The organism is Gemmatimonas sp., assembly GCF_046594945.1.
Taxonomy (GTDB): domain Bacteria; phylum Gemmatimonadota; class Gemmatimonadetes; order Gemmatimonadales; family Gemmatimonadaceae; genus Gemmatimonas.
Window position 1 is genome coordinate 66,483 of the sequence record NZ_JBKJRB010000098.1, and the last position, 16,614, is coordinate 83,096.

The 16,614-nt window shown below is 64.8% G+C and carries 19 protein-coding genes; 17 read left to right on the forward strand and 2 right to left on the reverse strand.

Annotation, left to right across the window (positions count from 1 at the left end):
- Positions 1-5 precede the first annotated feature (5 nt).
- The 14 genes from flhA to ACLL97_RS12025 all read left to right on the forward strand — a co-directional run bounded on the left by flhA (position 6) and on the right by ACLL97_RS12025 (position 11,833).
- On the forward strand, positions 6-2,090 hold the full coding sequence (flhA, locus tag ACLL97_RS11960) for a flagellar biosynthesis protein FlhA (protein WP_411280702.1): 2,085 nt from the start codon (positions 6-8) through the stop codon (positions 2,088-2,090).
- Complete coding sequence (locus ACLL97_RS11965) at positions 2,090-2,944, forward strand: hypothetical protein (protein ID WP_411280703.1); 855 nt, start codon at positions 2,090-2,092, stop codon at positions 2,942-2,944. Before flhA ends, ACLL97_RS11965 begins: the two co-directional genes overlap by 1 nt.
- Positions 2,941-3,837 (forward strand): MinD/ParA family protein, encoded by an 897-nt coding sequence (locus tag ACLL97_RS11970; RefSeq protein ID WP_411280704.1) that lies wholly within the window; start codon positions 2,941-2,943, stop codon positions 3,835-3,837. Before ACLL97_RS11965 ends, ACLL97_RS11970 begins: the two co-directional genes overlap by 4 nt.
- 2 nt (positions 3,838-3,839) lie before the next feature.
- Positions 3,840-4,628, forward strand: coding sequence for a sigma-70 family RNA polymerase sigma factor (locus tag ACLL97_RS11975; protein ID WP_411280705.1), 789 nt, complete (start codon positions 3,840-3,842; stop codon positions 4,626-4,628).
- Positions 4,625-5,047 carry a hypothetical protein gene (locus tag ACLL97_RS11980; RefSeq protein ID WP_411280706.1) on the forward strand — a complete coding sequence of 141 codons (423 nt, stop codon included), beginning with the start codon at positions 4,625-4,627 and terminating at the stop codon, positions 5,045-5,047. Before ACLL97_RS11975 ends, ACLL97_RS11980 begins: the two co-directional genes overlap by 4 nt.
- A gap of 397 nt (positions 5,048-5,444) precedes the next feature.
- Positions 5,445-6,122, forward strand: a complete 678-nt coding sequence (locus tag ACLL97_RS11985) for a flagellar hook-basal body protein (RefSeq protein WP_411280707.1) — start codon at positions 5,445-5,447, stop codon at positions 6,120-6,122.
- A gap of 12 nt (positions 6,123-6,134) precedes the next feature.
- The gene (gene flgG, locus ACLL97_RS11990) at positions 6,135-6,923 is read left to right on the forward strand and encodes a flagellar basal-body rod protein FlgG (RefSeq protein ID WP_411280708.1); all 789 of its coding nucleotides are present in this window, start codon (positions 6,135-6,137) and stop codon (positions 6,921-6,923) included.
- A gap of 8 nt (positions 6,924-6,931) precedes the next feature.
- A complete protein-coding gene (gene flgA / locus ACLL97_RS11995; protein WP_411280709.1) occupies positions 6,932-7,393 on the forward strand; it encodes a flagellar basal body P-ring formation chaperone FlgA in 462 nt (153 codons plus the stop codon).
- 26 nt (positions 7,394-7,419) lie between these two features.
- The gene (locus tag ACLL97_RS12000) at positions 7,420-8,097 is read left to right on the forward strand and encodes a flagellar basal body L-ring protein FlgH (RefSeq protein WP_411280710.1); all 678 of its coding nucleotides are present in this window, start codon (positions 7,420-7,422) and stop codon (positions 8,095-8,097) included.
- Complete coding sequence (locus ACLL97_RS12005; protein ID WP_411280711.1) at positions 8,094-9,167, forward strand: flagellar basal body P-ring protein FlgI; 1,074 nt, start codon at positions 8,094-8,096, stop codon at positions 9,165-9,167. Before ACLL97_RS12000 ends, ACLL97_RS12005 begins: the two co-directional genes overlap by 4 nt.
- Positions 9,164-9,520, forward strand: coding sequence for a rod-binding protein (locus ACLL97_RS12010; RefSeq protein ID WP_411280712.1), 357 nt, complete (start codon positions 9,164-9,166; stop codon positions 9,518-9,520). Before ACLL97_RS12005 ends, ACLL97_RS12010 begins: the two co-directional genes overlap by 4 nt.
- Positions 9,521-9,528: 8 nt before the next feature.
- Positions 9,529-10,065 carry a flagellar export chaperone FlgN gene (flgN, locus tag ACLL97_RS12015; protein ID WP_411280713.1) on the forward strand — a complete coding sequence of 179 codons (537 nt, stop codon included), beginning with the start codon at positions 9,529-9,531 and terminating at the stop codon, positions 10,063-10,065.
- A gap of 1 nt (position 10,066) precedes the next feature.
- A complete protein-coding gene (gene flgK, locus ACLL97_RS12020) occupies positions 10,067-11,515 on the forward strand; it encodes a flagellar hook-associated protein FlgK (RefSeq protein ID WP_411280714.1) in 1,449 nt (482 codons plus the stop codon).
- A 6-nt stretch (positions 11,516-11,521) separates the two neighbouring features.
- The gene (locus ACLL97_RS12025) at positions 11,522-11,833 is read left to right on the forward strand and encodes a carbon storage regulator (protein ID WP_411280715.1); all 312 of its coding nucleotides are present in this window, start codon (positions 11,522-11,524) and stop codon (positions 11,831-11,833) included.
- A gap of 2 nt (positions 11,834-11,835) precedes the next feature.
- On the opposite strand, the gene ACLL97_RS12030 is transcribed toward ACLL97_RS12025, so the two are convergent.
- Positions 11,836-12,489: a hypothetical protein gene (locus ACLL97_RS12030; protein ID WP_411280716.1), complete on the reverse strand. Its 654-nt coding sequence runs from the start codon at positions 12,487-12,489 to the stop codon at positions 11,836-11,838.
- 36 nt (positions 12,490-12,525) lie between these two features.
- Here ACLL97_RS12030 and motA point away from each other — a divergent pair, with 36 nt between their 5' ends.
- Together motA and ACLL97_RS12040 are read left to right on the forward strand one after the other, a co-directional pair.
- Entirely contained in the window at positions 12,526-13,383 is an 858-nt protein-coding gene (gene motA, locus ACLL97_RS12035; protein WP_411280717.1) for a flagellar motor stator protein MotA, read from the forward strand.
- A 4-nt stretch (positions 13,384-13,387) separates the two neighbouring features.
- Positions 13,388-14,254, forward strand: a complete 867-nt coding sequence (locus ACLL97_RS12040) for a flagellar motor protein MotB (RefSeq protein WP_411280718.1) — start codon at positions 13,388-13,390, stop codon at positions 14,252-14,254.
- Between the two features lie 78 nt (positions 14,255-14,332).
- Here the strand turns inward: ACLL97_RS12040 and ACLL97_RS12045 are convergent, their stop codons facing one another.
- Positions 14,333-15,595 carry an EAL and HDOD domain-containing protein gene (locus ACLL97_RS12045; RefSeq protein WP_411280719.1) on the reverse strand — a complete coding sequence of 421 codons (1,263 nt, stop codon included), beginning with the start codon at positions 15,593-15,595 and terminating at the stop codon, positions 14,333-14,335.
- Between the two features lie 417 nt (positions 15,596-16,012).
- Between ACLL97_RS12045 and ACLL97_RS12050 the strand changes: the two genes are divergently transcribed.
- Entirely contained in the window at positions 16,013-16,570 is a 558-nt protein-coding gene (locus ACLL97_RS12050) for a hypothetical protein (RefSeq protein WP_411280720.1), read from the forward strand.
- The last annotated feature ends 44 nt before the right edge of the window (positions 16,571-16,614 follow it).

Genomic DNA, 16,614 nt, shown 5'->3' on the forward strand with positions numbered 1-16,614 from the left:
CCTAAGTGACCAGCGCCGCACTCCCAATGTCGCTCCCCGCCGACCCCGGCAAAAAGGCGGAAGTCGCGCTCGCGCTCGCGGTCGTGCTCATCCTGGCACTGATCGTGGTCCCGTTGCCGCCGATCATGCTCGACCTGTTTCTCGCCGCCAGCATCGGGCTCTCGCTGGTCGTACTGCTGGTGTCGTTGTACACCACCGATCCGCTCGACTTCAGCAGCTTCCCTGCACTGCTGTTGCTGCTCACGCTCTTCCGCATCGGCCTCAACGTGTCGTCCACGCGCCTCATTCTCACGCAGGCGCATGCGGGCAAGGTGATCGAGGCGTTCGGCAATTTCGTGATCGGTGGCAACTACGCCGTCGGTATCGTGATCTTCCTGCTGCTCATCGGCATCAATTTCATCGTCATCACTAAGGGTGCCGGACGTATCGCGGAAGTCGGTGCGCGCTTCGCGCTCGACGCCATGCCCGGCAAGCAGATGGCGATTGACGCCGACCTCTCGGCCGGACTGATCGACGAGAAGGAGGCCCGCACGCGTCGCGACGTGATCTCGCGGACCGCCGACTTTTACGGCGCGATGGACGGCGCCTCGAAGTACGTGAAAGGCGACGCGATCCTCGGCATTCTCGTGGTCGCGGTCAACATCGTCGGCGGCATCTTCATTGGCGTCATCCAGAAGGGCATGTCGCTCGAGAAGGCGGCCAGCACATACACCATGCTCACCGTCGGTGACGGCATCGTGTCGCAAGTGCCGGCGCTGATCATCAGCACCGCCGCCGGTCTCATGGTCACCAGCGCGGCAGGCAACGAGCGCATGGGCACCGTGCTCAGTAAGCAGCTCGGTGCGCATCCGCGTGCCATGTGGATGGTGGCCGGCGTGCTCTCGTCATTCGCGCTGATTCCTGGACTGCCGATGTTCCCCTTCCTCGCGTTGGCCGCAGGCGCGGCGGTGCTCGCCAAAATGTCGGAGAAGGCGGCGACGACGCGGAACGAACTCGCACAATTTTCGGCCGCCCCGATCGCCGACATCGAAGCGCCCGCGCCGAGCGATCCGATGCGCGACCTGTTGCAGATCGATCCCATCGAACTCGAAGTCGGTTACTCGCTCATCCCGCTCGTAGACGAAAATCAAGGCGGCGATCTCCTCGAACGCATCGGCCTGCTGCGCAAGCAGGCAGCGCTCGAACTCGGCATTCTCGTGCCGGCCATTCGCATCCGCGACGACATCCGGTTGCCGGCCAACGAGTACGTCATCAAGCTGCGTGGCTCCGAAGTGGCGCGCGGTGAAGTACTCCCGCGTTTCGTGATGGCGCTCAACACCGGTGGTGTGGTCGAAGAGATCCAGGGCATGGATACCGTCGACCCGTCGTTCGGCATGCCGGCCAAGTGGGTCTCCATGGGACAGCGTTCCGACGCCGAGGCGCGCGGGTACGTGGTCGTCGAGCCCACCACCGTCGTGGCCACGCATCTACTGGAGACGCTCAAGATGAGCGCCGCCGATCTGCTCGGTCGCCAGGAAGTGCAGGAAATGGTCGAGACGCTCAAGAAGTCGCACCCGGCACTTGTCGAAGAGATCATTCCGAACAAGGTCTCGCTCAGCGTGCTGCATCGCGTGCTGCAGCGCCTCCTCCGTGAGCGTGTTCCCATTCGCGATCTGGTCACGATCCTCGAAGCAATCGGCGACGGCGCGGATGCCACGAAGGATCCCGAAGCGCTGACCGAAGTCGTGCGCAAGTCGCTCACCAACGTCATTGCCCGTCTCTTCGCCGATCAGAGTGGGGTCGTTCGCGGCATCACCATCGGCGGCCGGCTCGAGTCGGCGCTGCTCGGTCTTTTCTCGCCGCGCTCGTCGAACGTCAACGCGCCGGTACTCACGCCGGAATCGCTCGCTGGCTTGCTGCGTGATCTCAACCAGATGGCCAGCACCTACTCGGTGGATGGGCGTCCGCTCCCGCTCATCACGCCGCCGTCGCTACGGGTCGGTGTGCGCCGCCTGATTGAACCTGTGTTGCCCAGCCTCCCGGTGGTCTCGCTCGCCGAGCTCCCCGCGCAGATCACGCTGAGCAGTGTTGCCACTTGGGAGATGAACTGATGCACTCCAACTCGGCCGAACGTTTCCGTGGTGCCGATCTCTCGCGCGTGGCCGATCGGGCCCGACGCACGCTCGGTGACGATGTCATGATCCTCCACACGCGCATGGTGCGCGACGGTGGCGTGCCGATGGTCGAAGTCCTGGCGGCGCCGTCCACCGCGATCGACCGCGTGCGCGCGCGGCTGGAGCCGACGCCGTTCCCGCTGAACATGCGCCAGGCCGACGGTCGTCCGTACTGCATCGCGCTCGTCGGTCCGACCGGCGCCGGCAAAACCACCACCGCCGCCAAACTCGCGGTGCGTCGCGGCATGTTCGGCGCCGCGCGCCCCGGTCTGCTTACCATCGACACGTATCGCGTGGGAGGGATGGAGCAGCTGGCGACATACGCCGAACTTGCCGACGTGCCGTTCGAGGTCGTGTACGACGCGCGTGAAGTAGACGCCGCGATGAAGCGACTCTCTGGTACGTGCGATGTGATCATCATCGACACGCCGGGCCGCAGTCCGGCGTCGGCGGAACTCACCGAACGCTGGCGTTCACTGCTCGACGCGCTCAATCCCGACGAGGTGCATCTGGTGATTCCGGCATCGCTACGCGCCGATCTCGCGGTCGATATCGGCCGCGCCTATCGCGCCACGCGCCATCACTGCGGTGCGACCCACCTCATTCTCTCCAAGGTCGACGAAGTGCCGCGCGAGTCAGGCATCAGCGATCTCGCGCTGTCGCTCGAAATGCCTACGCGGTGGGTGACCGACGGCCAGGACGTGCCCAGCGATCTCAAGCCCGGTGTGCCGCGCTTACTACGCGCGTGGGGACTCTCCGCCGATGCGGAGCCTGACTGGATGCCGGCATGACCGGTCAACAGCTCATGTCGCCGCCGCGTGGAACCGCCAACGTGTCGCAAGTTGATGCGCTGCGTGGTCGCGGCCCGCGTCACGGCGCGCAGCAGGGCGAGACGCTCCGCGGTACCCCGCGCGGTGTGACGACCCTGCTGGTGGCCAGTGGCCGCGGTGGGAGCGGCACCTCGCTGGTGTCGGCACTGCTCGCGGTCGCGGCGGCAGGCGATGGTCGTCGCGTGCTCCTCATCGACGCCGATGATTTCGTCGGACCGCTCTCGCTCACACTCGGTGTGCAGGCCCGAGCGTCATGGCAGGATCTGCGCGGCGGTCGAGTGACGCCCGCCGATGTGGCCACACCCATCAGCACCACGCTGACGCTCGTGGCCGGCGGCGCCCCGCGCCTTGGCTCCGACGCGCTCGCACTCTCCGCTGCCGAACGCCGCGCCTGCATGCGTCGCCTCGGCATTCTGTCAGACGGCATGGACCTCGTCGTCATCGATTGTGGGGCGCGCATCGACACGGTACTGGCCGCCATCACGCCGCACGCCGACGAACGCCTCATCGCCATCTCCGCCGGCTCTGATCCGGTGGGCCTCGCCTCGACCTACGCTCTCTGCAAAGCGGTGCACACCCGTCACGGTGCCCTTCCGATGGACGTACTCGTCAATCGGCATGAAGGGAGCGAAGCCGCTCGCTGCTTCGACGCCATCGACGCCGGTGCCCGACAGTTCCTCGGAATTTCTCTGCAACTCGCAGGCGTTGTTCCCACCGATCCGACGCTCGACGCCGCGCTCCGCGCGGGAATGCCTTTTCCGCATGCGGCTGCCGGCTCGCCGGCGGCGATTGCTGCTCACGAAGTCGTGATGCGCGCGCTCGCAACTGCTTCCCTCTCCCGATCTGGTACTTGACCGTGACTCTCGTTTCTACGCAAGGCGCTGCCACCATGCACTCCAAGCTTTGGCAGTCATACCAGGCCGGCAATCAGACCGCGCGCGATCGGCTCCTCGAAGAGCACCTCGGACTCGTCCATCATGTGGCCCGTCAGGTCTCACGCACGCTCGCCGTACGCGCCGACTTCGATGAGCTAGTCAGCGCCGGTACGATTGGACTGATGACGGCGCTCGAGGGTTTCGATTTCTCGCGTGGGCTCGCGTTCAGCACCTTCGCGGCGCCGCGTATCCGCGGCGCCATTCTCGACGAGCTGCGCAAGCAGGACCATGTCCCGCGCTCGATTCGTCGGAAGACGCGTGAAATCTCCGCCGGCCGTGAAGCGTTTCAGCGTGCGCATGGCCGCGCTCCCGACGACCAGGAGCTCGCGCAGCATCTGAATGTAGACATGGATACACTGTGGCGCTGGCAGGCCGACGTAGAAGGCGCGCATCACATCCCGCTCGACCGCGCCCCGGGCGAGCGCGAGAATAGCTCACCGGTGCCGGCTGAAACGCTCAGCAGCGACGGCGACAACGATGTCGAGGATAGCCTCACGCACGAGCAAGAAGTGTCGCATCTCAAAGATGCGATCATGCATCTCAAGGAGCAGGAGCGCGTGGTGCTGTCGCTGTACTATTTTGAGGAGCTCAAGCTGCACGAGATCGCGAAGGTGCTCGAACTGACGGAATCGCGCGTGTCGCAGATTCGCTCGAAAGCGCTCAGCAAGCTCCGCGTCGAACTCACGCCGCTCCGCGGGAACGTGGCATGAATACGACCACGCGCACGATACTCCGCGACACGATGCAGTTCATCGGGGTCGGGCTGGCTGTCACAGTGATCGGCCTGATTATCGGCGCCGTGGTCGTGTCGCCCGCTGTATCACACCAACAGCGCCTGCTCGGCATCGCCGCACTGTTCGGCATCGCCGCCGTAGTCCTCGCCGCGCGCCTGGTGATCCGTGCGCTCCGCACGCGCCCCACCAGGACCACCCGTCAGGCTCGTCAGGCCCCGGCCCCCTCGATCACGCTGCGCGGCGGCAAGTCGTCGCGCACCCCGCGCGCCGTAGCCGCCCTCGCCGCCGCCGGCGCCAACCCCACCGAGATTGCCTGGAAAACCGGCCTCCCCGTGGACGCCGTATCCATGCTCCTCGAGATCTCCGGCGCACGGACCGCGGCGCTCGTGGGCTGACACCGGGCGCTGGAGCCGGTACAACAACGACCGCAACAACGACCGGCTGGAACACGGAGTTGGCGGATTGCACGGAGCCGCACAGAGAAGCAACATGATCATCTGCTGAGTTGTCTGTCGTCGTTGAAAGCGCCAGCAGACTCCGCCGTCCCCCTTCCGGCAACTCCCGCCGAGGCCCGTTGTCGATCCAGTACCAATCGGCAGCTATTGCCGACCTGCGGTATCCACGATGACGCCGAACGGCACCTCGCAGTACTAGCTAAAACGAATACCAACAACACGTTAGAGAAATTATACCGGTCGGGCCATTCGTGGCCCGACCGTTGCTTGTTCCCCTGGTGAGCTCGTGTACCCTTTCCCGACCACGACCATGCCCGGACCCGTTCGAACCAATGGTATGAGCAGTGCCGCAGCCGCCATGCAGATGCTGGAGCGGAAGCAGCAGGTGCTTGCCAACAACCTCGCCAACGCTTCCACCCGCGGATTCAAAGCGGAGACCGCGTTCGCACGGCTGATGGACAACCAGCTCGCCAAGACCGACACCGCCCTCGACCTCACCGCCGGCTCCCTGACCGAGACGCACAACAGTCTCGATCTCGCCGTCGAAGGCGACGGGTTCTTCGTCACGCAAACCCCCAACGGGGAACGCTTTGTTCGGAACGGCAGCTTCCGGCTCGATCCGGAACGCCAGCTCGTGGATGCACGCGGCAATCCGGTGCTCGGTGAAGACGGTCCGCTCGTGCTACCTACGGGCAACGTCGAAGTAGAACAGGACGGCACCGTTAAAGTGAATGGACGCGTGCTGCAGCGACTGCGGCTTGAACGTGTGGCCGATGGCGCGCAGCTCCTGCACGAAGGTGGCACCCAGTTCGTACCCGATGCCTCGCGTCAGGCGATTCCGCCGGCCGCGCGCACCGTCCGCCAGGGATTCCTCGAAGAATCCAACGTCAACACGATGTCGGCGATGACCGACATGCTCGCCGTGCTGCACCGATACGGTGCGGCCCAGAAGGCGCTTTCGACCATCGATGCCGCGCGCGGGACGACCGTGAACGACCTCGCCAAGCCCGTTTAAGGAGAATAGGACATGGATCCGGCACTTCGCGCCGCCGCTACCGGCATGATGGCGCAACAGACCCGCACCGAAGTCATCGCCAATAACCTCGCCAACGTGAACACGCCCGGCTTCAAGCGGAGCCGGGCGCACTTCGAGGATCTGCTGTACCAGACCGTGCAGGATCAAGCCATCCTCGGCGAGACCGCCACCAATACCACTGCCGCCATTCAGGTCGGACGTGGTACGCGACTCTCCGGCGTGCAGCGTATGCACGAGCAAGGGCCGCTCGAACAGACCAATCGCAATCTCGACGTCGCGATCGAAGGCGAAGGCTTCTTCCAGCTGCAGATGCCGAATGGCGAGACCGTCTACACGCGCGACGGCAGTTTCCAGATCTCCGATCAAGGACAGCTTGTCACCAGCGCCGGCTACGGATTGCAGCCGCCCATTCAGATTCCGATCGACTCGGCTGAGTTGACGATCTCGAACACCGGTATCGTGTCCGTGCGTCGCGGCAACGACATCGAACCAACCGAACTCGGACGCATCGAAATCGCCCGGTTCGCCAATCCGTCGGGACTCATGTCGCTCGGCCAGAACCTACTCGCCCCCACGGCGGCGTCCGGACAGCCGGTGGTTGGCTTTCCCAACGATGAAGGCATGGGACGCTTGCAGCAGGGCAGCCTTGAGGGCAGCAACGTCGAAATCGTGACCGAGATGGTCGAGATGATCGCCGCCATGCGCGCCTATGAGATCAACTCGAAAGCCATCAAGACGGCCGACGAGATGGGTCAGATCGCCAACAACATCACTCGCTAGCTCGGCTCATGAAACTCGTGCTCATGCGACTCCTGGTCGCGACGTTCATGCTTGTCGGCGCGGTCTCCGTGCTCGGCGCGCAGGAACGGACGATCACGGTCTCCGTCGCGGCGCGCGCGCTCGCACGCGGCGAGACGCTGCAGGCCAGCGACATCGCGACCATGGACACGACGATCGTATGGCGCTGGAACTCGATCGCGCCGGACTCCACGCGTGCGCTTCCAGGCTGGGTGACGCGCCGCAACATCGCCCTCGGCGAAGTGTTGCGTGCACCAGCCGTGATGCCGCCGCCCGTGATCACCAGCGGCACCCGCGTCACCGCGATCTGGCAGGATGGTCCGCTCCGCGTGGTCGTCACCGGCATCGCCACCAATACTGCCGCCATCGGAGCACCGGTCGGCGTTCGCATCGATCCCACACGTCGGCTCGACGGCATTGCGGCCGGGCCCAATACTGTTCGCCTCCGTTGAAGCCCCATCAGGTGAGGACCGCCGATATGACTCCTATGCGCCTGCCTATCACCACCCGCGTCGCCGTTGCGCTGGCACTCTCTGCGCATCCGCTCCAAGCGCAGCCTGCCGGTGCGACGCCGCCAATCGCTCCGCCTACCGCCGCCGCACAGGCCGCGACGGCGACTGCAAGCACGACCACCGTGCCGCCGGTGGCTCCGATCAAACCGCGTGAATCATGGACCGCCGATCGTCGCAGCTTTGCCGTCGGTGACATCATCACGATTCTCATCGACGACTACACCATCTCTACCGCGGTGAAAGAGAACTCGGCTTCCGACAACCGCACGCGCGGCTTGTCGGTGAACGCCAAGCTTCCCACCAGCTCCAAGCAAGTCGGCATCGACTCACGCAACAGCGCCGACCAGCAACAGCGTGGTTCAGCGCGCCGCGAGAACCGTTTCCAGAACGAGATGAGCGTGCGCATCGTCGCGATGGGCCCGAACGGCCTGCTGCAACTCAAGGGTACGAAGAAGATCGACATCGACAAGGCACTGCAGGACATCGTATTTACCGGCTGGGTGCGCGCGCAGGACGTGTCCACGTCCAACGTGATTGAATCGAGCCGCGTGGCCGACGCACAGTTGGGGTACGCCTCGCCTGGACCGCTCGGCAAACCGAAGCAGGGCATCATCACGAAAGTGCTCGGAGCACTCTGGCCATGACCTCAATTCAGGCGCGTCATCTCGGCGTGAAGATCGTCCGTGCCATTCTCGTGAGCGCTGGCCTGCTCTTGTTGCCGGTCATGGCTCGCGCGCAGAACGACAGCAAGATCCGCGATCTGACGAGCGCCGAGGGCGCCTTGCCCGTGCGCCTGGTGGGCTACGGACTCGCGGTCGGACTCGATGGCACCGGTGACCGGGCGATCGGCGGACAGACGGCTGGCCCTACCATTCAGAGCGTCATCAACATCCTGCGTCGCTTCAACATCGAAGTGCCGGCCGATCTCATTCGGATGCGCAACGTGGCGGCGGTGCTCGTGACCGCCGAAGTCTCTCCATACCTGCGCGCCGGTGGCCGCTTTGAAGTGAACGTGGCATCCATGGGTGATGCGCGTTCGCTGCGCGGTGGCACACTGTATATGACGCCGCTGGTAGCCGATGCCAGCGGTGCCCCACTCGCCTCGGCGCAAGGATCGCTGCTGGTCAGTGACGGAGGCGCGGCCACCCGGTATATGCCGTCGCATGAAACGTCGGCGCGCATTCCCACCGGTGGCGTGCTCGAAGCCGATTTGCCGCGCCCAGCCATCGTCGCCACCTCGCGACTGCTGCTGCGTGAGCCCGACCTCGGTACCGCCACGCGCATCGCGATTGCCATCAACGCCACGTACGGCGAAAAAACTGCCACCGTGGAAGACGAAGGTTCAGTGATCGTCACGCTCCCCGACTCGGTGCAGAAGCCCACCGCGCTCGCCCGCATTCGTGACCTTGCGATCAAGCCGGAGTCGCGCCCGCGCATCATCATCGATGGGAAAGACGGTACCGTCGTTGCCGGCGGCGAGATGATCGTCGGCTCGGCCACCGTGAGTCACGGCGCCATCACCCTGGCCATCGGCACCGAGACCGCCAACGACACGAGTGCGATTCCGGGCAGTGTCCGCTTACCGGCGGGCATTCCGGTGCAGCGCGTTGCCTCCGCACTGCATGCGGTGCGCACGCCGCCCAACGAGATCGCCGCCATTTTCGCGGCCCTTCGCGAAGTGGGCGCTATCACCGCCGAGGTCATCGTTCGATGATCGACCGCATCAATGCCAGCAGCCTGAAGAGCGCGAGCGTGCCGTCGGCCCCATTGTCCGCCAAGGACCAGCGGGACGCCGCGCTCATGAAGTCCGCCAGTCAGCTCGAGGGCATGTTCGTGCAGCAACTCTACAAAGCAATGCGCGAGACCGTTCCACAGCAGGAAGGAATCGTTTCAGGAGGGGCCGGGGAAGACATTTTCACGGGACTCCTGGATCAGCACCTTGCTGCCGAGACTCCCAAGCAGTGGGAGCATGGGATCGCACAAGCGCTTTACCGACAGCTGCGTCACGGCACACTCGCTGACGCAACCCAGGACTCCGTGACTACTCCTGATTCAAACACCCGCTGATGTCGCCGATGACACTCTTCGCACAAGAACCTGCCCCTCGCCTCGGCGTACCGACCGGGGCATTGCTGGAGGCGCTGCATGATGCGCTCATCAGCGAGCGCCGGCTGCTCGATGATCTGATTGCGCAGATGCGACGCCAGCGCGCGGCGGTAGGGGCGGATGACATCGAAGGGGTGGACGAAAGCACGTTCGCCACGCACCGCATTCTCGCGACACTCGGACAGGCGCGCACGCGTCGTCGTCAGCTCAACATCCTGCTGGGCGGCTCCGAAGACTGCACGCTGCGCGAACTCGAAGACATGCTCGGCGATCAGGTCGACACGCGACTGCGCGATGCACGGCTCCGTCTCACGCAAGCCGCCGATCTCCTCACCCGCGAAGTCGGCATGAACCGTAAGCTGCTGCGCGAAGCGCTGACCAACACGGACCAGCACGTGCGCACCCTCGTGGGCGCGCCTGCCCTGCCCATCACGTATGCCACCGAAGGGGTAGCCACGCCCAGCAGCGGCGCGCCACGCGGCGTGCTCGTGAACCGGACCGCATAACATGTCCTCCGGCCTGTTAAGCATTGCGCGCACAGCGCTTCTCACGCATCAATCCGCACTCCAGACGATCTCGCAGAACATCGCGAACGCGGAGACGCCGGGATACTCGCGCCAGGAAGCAGTCCTCGCTGCCAACGTGCCGGTTCGCATGACGTACGGCAACGTCGGTACCGGCGTCCACGTCGAAACGATCATCCGCAAGCGCGACCTGTTGCTCGACGACAGCTATCGCTCGGCGAGCACCCTCGCGGGCAATGCGGAAATGCGTCGCGATCTCATGGGCCAAGTGGAAGGCGTATTCGGTGAGCCGAGCGACGCCGGCATGGCCAGCGCTCTCGATGCCTTCTGGGGATCGTGGAGCGATCTGTCCGCATCGCCCAGCAGTTTGTCGGCGCGCTCGGTGGTGCAACAGCGCGGCCGTCAGGTGGCACAGCTGTTCAATGCGTACGACACGCAGCTTACGCAGCAGCGCGACTCTACGCTGGAACGGCTGCAGAATACAGTGAACACGATCAACTCGATCGCGGCGCAGGTCGCCGAGTTGAACACGCGGATCGTGACGTCCGAGAGCAACGGGAACGCCAACAACGATCTGCGCGATCTGCGCGACATCAAGCTTGACGAGCTCTCGAAGATTGCCGGCACGCGGGTCATTCCGCAGGCCAACGGCACGGTGTCGGTGCTGATCGGCAACTCCACGCTCGTGCAGGGCGATACGGCGCGGCCGCTCTCGCTCAAGCTCGAGATGCCCAACCCCATGCCGGCCACGCCGCTCACTGACGTGAACGTGCGGATCCAACTTGGTACGTCTCCCGATCGTCTCGCGCCATTGGCCGGCGAGCTCAAGTCGATGGTGGACGTACTGAATACGGACATTCCCGATGCTCGCAGCCGGCTCGATGCCATGGCGGCGCAGTTCGCGACGGCCGTGAACACCGTGCACACCACCGGCTACAGCTTTAGCGGCACCACCGTCCCCGGTACCGCCGCCGGCAACTTCTTCGATGCCGGTTCGGTCACCAACCCGGTCTCCGCAGCCACGCTCAAGCTCGACAGCGCCATTCTCGGCGACCCGCTCAAGATTGCCGCCAGCGGAAACGCCAACGGACCTACCGACAACAGCGTGGCGCAGGGACTCGCCGGACTGCGCATCGTCGAGAACACGGTCAACTGGACGTCGAGCAGCGGCGCCACGGAGACCGGCTCATTTCTGAGCTTCTTTCGCAGCATGGTCACCCGCATCGGCATCGATGCCGCCGCGGCGGATGACAATGCGACCGTGTATCGCAGCCTGGCCGACCAGGCCGACGCCCGACGCCAGTCGGTCAGCGGCGTCAGTACCGACGAGGAACTGGTGAACATGATGCGCGTGCAGCAGTCTTATCAGGCGGCCACGAAGATGATTAAGGTGGCCGATGAAATGATGCAGACGCTCCTCTCACTGGTCTGATACGCGATGCTCATCCTCGGACGTCGCGAAGGCGACTCGATCATTATTGACGGCGGGATTCGGATCGTCGTCGTGTCCTGCGATCGCGGGGGCGTCCGCATTGGTATCGACGCGCCCAGCAGCGTCAAGATTCTGCGCGGCGAGATCGCCGATCAGGTCAAGTCGGAAAACGAGCGCGCCGCGGCCCCGGTGGCTCGGGAATGGCTGGCCGCCCTTGGCGCGCCCGCTACCGCGCCCGCTACCGCGCCCGCTACCGCGCCCGCTACCGCGCCCGCCAGCACTCCGGCGCCCGCGCCGATCGCAGAACCGGACGCCTGATGTCAGCGCGCTCGGCGCGAGGCCTGCAAGGTGGGCAGCTCGATGAGACAGCCGTACGGATACGGGTGACCGCGTCCGTGGCTTCGCGCCAGCAGCCAGTCGATCGCGCCCGCGTCGAGCGCCAGGGCGTCGGCCTCACCCTCGCCGGTGCTGCCGTCGGTGGACACCTCGATCCGCACCACGTCGCCGTCGGTGGAGAGCACCACGCGCACTCCCGCGCCGGACGCTCCGCCACCGCCGGCTCCCACCCGGCACGCCGCCGCCAGAGCCACACACACGGCGTGCTGCAGCGCCGACGGCTCGGCTCGGACCGGCTGGACAGTATCGGCGGCGATCACGGTGCAGCGCACGTCGCGGTACTCGGGATGATGCTCGAACAGCGCCAGCGCGGCGCGGACACTGTCGCCGGGCATCAAGGGTTCGAGATCGGCATCGCCGCGTCGCGGCAGTTGCCGCATCTGCTCCAGCAAACCGTCCAATCGGTCGGCATCTGTACGCAATCCGGAAAGCACGCGTTCGTCGGGACTACGCGACGGATCGAAGAGCGCGGCGATGGCCGAGACCGTCGCCACCCGATTGCTGAAAGCATGTGCCAAGCCGCGAAGCAAATCGTCATGTACCGAGAGCCAGCGCGCCGCTCCGGCGTCGCCGCTCACGTCTGAACTTTCCACTCGCACTCCAGGATCTGCCGCGTGTTTGTCATCATCGGCTTGGTCATCGTGATGGGCTCCGTCATCGGTGGCTATATGATGCACCACGGCGAGCTCGCCGTGCTCATCCAGCCCAACGAGTTTCTCATTCTCGGTGGGGCGGGACTTGGCTCGATGATCGTGGCCAATCCTCCCGCGGTCCTGAAAGGTGTCGTGTCCCAGACGCTCGGCTTGCTCAAGCCGAATCCGTTCGGCGCGACCGCCTACGCGGAACTCCTGCAGGTCCTCTACGAGATTTTCCAGAAGGCCCGCAAGGACGGTCTGGTCGGCCTCGAATCACACATCGAGAATCCTGAGTCCAGCGACATCTTCCAAAAGTACCCGTCGTTCATGGGTAACCACCACGCCGTGTCGCTCCTCTGTGATACGCTCAAAGTGCTGCTCACGGGTACCGTGGAAGATCATAACCTCGCCGAAATTCTCGACGTAGACCTCGAGAAGCATCATCACGAAGCCATGCTGGTACCGAGCGCCGTGACAGCCGTCGGCGACGCCATGCCCGGCTTCGGCATCGTCGCCGCCGTCCTCGGCGTCATCATCACGATGGGCTCGATCGGCGGCGCCGCCTCCGAAATCGGTGAAAAGGTCGCCGCCGCACTCGTCGGCACCTTCCTCGGTATTCTGCTCGCTTACGGCGTCTTCAGTCCGATCGCCGCCGCCATGGGCAGTCGTATTGCCGCCGAGCATGACTACATGCTGTGCGTGCGCACGGCCCTGCTGTGCTTTGCGCGTGGCGATGCGCCGATGACTGCCGTGGAATTTGCCCGTCGCAACGTTGAGCCGCATGAGCGCCCGACCTTCACCGAGCTTGAAGAGATGACCCGCAAGAAGGCCGCGTAAGCTCATGGCTCCGCGTGGCGGCAAGAAGATCATCATCGTCAAGAAGAAGGTCGCCGCTCACGGTGGCCATCACGGTGGCTCATGGAAGGTGGCCTACGCCGACTTCGTGACCGCCATGATGGCATTCTTCATGGTGATGTGGATTCTTGGCATGGACGACAAAACGAAGATGGCCATTGAAGGCTACTTCTCCAATCCCGTCGGCTACAAGAAGGGATACGGCGCTGGTTCGAGTCCGTTGTCTACTGGCACCGCGCCCACGAACGTGCAGAAGACACCATTGCGCATGATCGTGCGCAGCACCGAACAACGCACGTTCGAACAGCTCAAGAACGCGATTCTCGAGAAGGTCGCGTCGAACGATTCGCTCAAGGCACTCAAGGCCCTGGTTGATGTGCAAGTCACGAACGACGGCCTGCGTATCGAGCTCGTGGAAACCGGCACCGGCGACGTGTATTTCCCGCTGGGCTCGGCCAAGATGAAGTCACCGACGATGCTCGCCCTGCAGTTGATCGGCACCGAACTCGCCACGCTGCACCACCCGGTGATTCTCGAAGGCCACACCGACGGCGCGCAGTTCAGCACCGCCGGCGGCACCTACGGCAACTGGGAGCTCTCCGCCGACCGCGCCAATGCCGCCCGTCGCGTGCTCGAAGGTGTGGGACTGAGCGACGGACGCATCGTGGAAGTGCGCGGATACGCCGCCACCAAACCGCGCATCATGAACGATCCGCTCTCCGCCGCCAACCGCCGTATCTCGATTCTGCTGCCGTTCAGCGTAACGCCCGATGGGGCCGCGGATGCCGCGAGTATGGCGCAGTACAAGACGGACTCCATGCACGCCAGTTTGGCGAAACGGGTCCCGCAATAATGGCGAAGTAGGGAGTAGGGAGTAGGGAGTAGGGAATAGCTACTCCATACCCCCGACTCCGCACTCCATACGCTGTCGTTATCCCGCGCTCGCCAGCCGTTGCGTCGCCCACAGCGCCGCATCCGCGTACAGCCCCGCGAGCTCGGCCCGCAGCGCGATCGCCACACTGTCGTCGGCATCGACCTCGGCCCACTCACCGCGCTCGTAGGCATCGGCCAGGCGTAGCACCGGTGCATGCGGTCCGGTACCCGAGAGCAGGGCGTCGCGCACGTCGATGCTTACCGGGAGCCGCTCCAGGACGGACTCCATTGGCAGGCCTAGCAACGCGTCCATGCGCGAGAGCAGTCCCACCAAGAAACGTGCGGCTGGATCGCCGCTAAGGCCGTGGGCGGTGACTGTCTCACAGAAGCGGCCACGGACGAGGGCCTGCACGACGGCTTCGTGCGCCACCGGGCTCTGCGCGCCGACGGTGGCGATCAACATGATCAGCATCCAGCGCGACAGCGCTTCACGGCCGATCAGGCGAATGGCAAACGGAATCGAGTCGACGGAGCGCGCCCCGAACGAGGCCGAATTCACGATACGGAGCAAAGACAGCGACAGCGACGGGTGGCTGCGAAACGCATCCTCGAGCGCCGCTTCCGTGACATCCGGCTCGTTCAACAGCGCCATGATGTTGAACACCGTGGCATGCTGCACGTTGACCGCGCGTCCGTCCAGCGTTTCAGGACGGCTGAACACATAGCCCTGAAACAGTACACACCCCATCGCCTCGCAGGCGTGCAGCATTTCCGCCGTTTCCACCCGTTCGGCGAGCACGGTGAGTCCAAGCTCCTTCAAGCGAAACACCGTCGGCGCGAGCTCGGCGGCGGTCTTCCCGAGGACATCTAGCTTTACGATACTGGCAAACGGCAACAAGCTATCGAGCGACGTACGTCCGTCGTAGTCATCGAGTGCGAGGCGATACCCCTCGGCCACCGCGCGCTTGCAGGCATCGACCACCGCTGCGTCGCCGTCCACCGTTTCCAAGAGCTCGAGCACTACCGCCGTCGGGTCGAAGATCTTATAGAGCTCGCCCAGCAGGTGTTCGCGGGTAATGTTCACGAACGCCGTGGTGCCGGCCGTGAGTCGGTCGAGGCCGATGGACAGCAGAGCGTGCAGGGCCGTATCGCCGCACATGTGCGATTCCGACAGGCCCATTGCCTGCGTGGCATCCCGGCTCGCGCGATACAGCAGCTCATACGCAACCCGACGTCGATTGGTATCGAAGATCGGCTGGCGCGCAATGAACACGTGCTGCGCCGTCGGTGGCGGCGTCACGTCGACTTCGGTGTAATTCATTCGGGACCCGGGTTCGTCATCTTACCCTCGACTATCGGCGTGACCATGCAGCAACTTCAATGCGAACGTCGAAAAGGGATGAAGCGTTTCGGTGTGCGACACATTATCGCACTCAGCCTCCCGTTATCAATGTTCATGATGGCCGGATGTCGCGATCGTAATGCGCCAATGTCGGCCGTCGACTCACTCCTCGCGCGCGACCTCACACTGGCGGCCGGCGACTCGCCCGTGCGATCCACGCCCGCAATCGGCGACACGGCACTCTCTAGCCCCAGCTCACCAACGCCCGCGACCCCCCGCCCCGTTGAACCGGCACCTGTTCGCCCTGCTGTTCGCCCTCCTTCGCGCCCTCCTTCGCGCCCTCCTCTTGAAGCTAAGGTACCGGCCACTGCGCCGGCCGTCGTCGCCGAAACGTCAATGGCCGCCGCCATACCAAGCTCAGCACCAGTCAGCGCGTCCGGCCCGGCCCGAGGACTGGCCGCCGGAACGTCCCTCTCTGGAAAAACGAACGCCGCCATCTGCTCGCTGGCCAATCGCCCCGGTGACCGTATCGTTGCGGAGCTCGCGGTGTCCGTGAACGGCCCCGACGGCGCTTCGCTCCCCGCCGGCACCCCGATCCTCGTGGAAATGGCGCCCCCGGCAACCGACGGCAGCTTCGTGTTCCGCCTGCGCAGCGTGCAGGTGAACGGAGAGCTCGTCCCCGTACAGGGCGCCGTGCGCGTGGGCGACGACGTGGCCATCACCGAGCGACGGGTCTCCAAAGGCGGCGACAAAGGCAAGGTTATCACCGGCGCCATTCTCGGCGCGATCGCCGGCCGCGTGCTCGGCGGCGGGACCCGTGGTACTGTCATAGGAGCCGCCGGCGGCGCGGCCGCGGGAACCATTGCCGCCGCGCGCAATGCACAGACAGAGCGGTGTCTTCCGGCCGGAGCGACCCTCATCGTCACGCTCAGTGCACCGCTCATTTTTCCGTAGCAAGCACATTACGTAGTTCGTCCTATGCCCCCCGTACTCCTTCC

What these genes read in the sequence shown, in the direction of transcription:
- ACLL97_RS11965 (WP_411280703.1), top strand. Translation starts at nt 2,090, where the DNA reads ATGCACTCCAACTCGGCCGAACGTTTCCGTGGTGCCGATCTCTCGCGC.
- ACLL97_RS11970 (WP_411280704.1), top strand. Translation starts at nt 2,941, where the DNA reads ATGACCGGTCAACAGCTCATGTCGCCGCCGCGTGGAACCGCCAACGTG.
- ACLL97_RS11980 (WP_411280706.1), top strand. Translation starts at nt 4,625, where the DNA reads ATGAATACGACCACGCGCACGATACTCCGCGACACGATGCAGTTCATC.
- ACLL97_RS11985 (WP_411280707.1), top strand. Translation starts at nt 5,445, where the DNA reads ATGAGCAGTGCCGCAGCCGCCATGCAGATGCTGGAGCGGAAGCAGCAG.
- flgG (WP_411280708.1), top strand. Translation starts at nt 6,135, where the DNA reads ATGGATCCGGCACTTCGCGCCGCCGCTACCGGCATGATGGCGCAACAG.
- flgA (WP_411280709.1), top strand. Translation starts at nt 6,932, where the DNA reads ATGAAACTCGTGCTCATGCGACTCCTGGTCGCGACGTTCATGCTTGTC.
- ACLL97_RS12000 (WP_411280710.1), top strand. Translation starts at nt 7,420, where the DNA reads ATGACTCCTATGCGCCTGCCTATCACCACCCGCGTCGCCGTTGCGCTG.
- ACLL97_RS12005 (WP_411280711.1), top strand. Translation starts at nt 8,094, where the DNA reads ATGACCTCAATTCAGGCGCGTCATCTCGGCGTGAAGATCGTCCGTGCC.
- ACLL97_RS12010 (WP_411280712.1), top strand. Translation starts at nt 9,164, where the DNA reads ATGATCGACCGCATCAATGCCAGCAGCCTGAAGAGCGCGAGCGTGCCG.
- flgN (WP_411280713.1), top strand. Translation starts at nt 9,529, where the DNA reads ATGACACTCTTCGCACAAGAACCTGCCCCTCGCCTCGGCGTACCGACC.
- flgK (WP_411280714.1), top strand. Translation starts at nt 10,067, where the DNA reads ATGTCCTCCGGCCTGTTAAGCATTGCGCGCACAGCGCTTCTCACGCAT.
- ACLL97_RS12025 (WP_411280715.1), top strand. Translation starts at nt 11,522, where the DNA reads ATGCTCATCCTCGGACGTCGCGAAGGCGACTCGATCATTATTGACGGC.
- ACLL97_RS12040 (WP_411280718.1), top strand. Translation starts at nt 13,388, where the DNA reads ATGGCTCCGCGTGGCGGCAAGAAGATCATCATCGTCAAGAAGAAGGTC.
- ACLL97_RS12045 (WP_411280719.1), bottom strand. Translation starts at nt 15,595, where the DNA reads ATGAATTACACCGAAGTCGACGTGACGCCGCCACCGACGGCGCAGCAC.
- ACLL97_RS12050 (WP_411280720.1), top strand. Translation starts at nt 16,013, where the DNA reads ATGGCCGCCGCCATACCAAGCTCAGCACCAGTCAGCGCGTCCGGCCCG.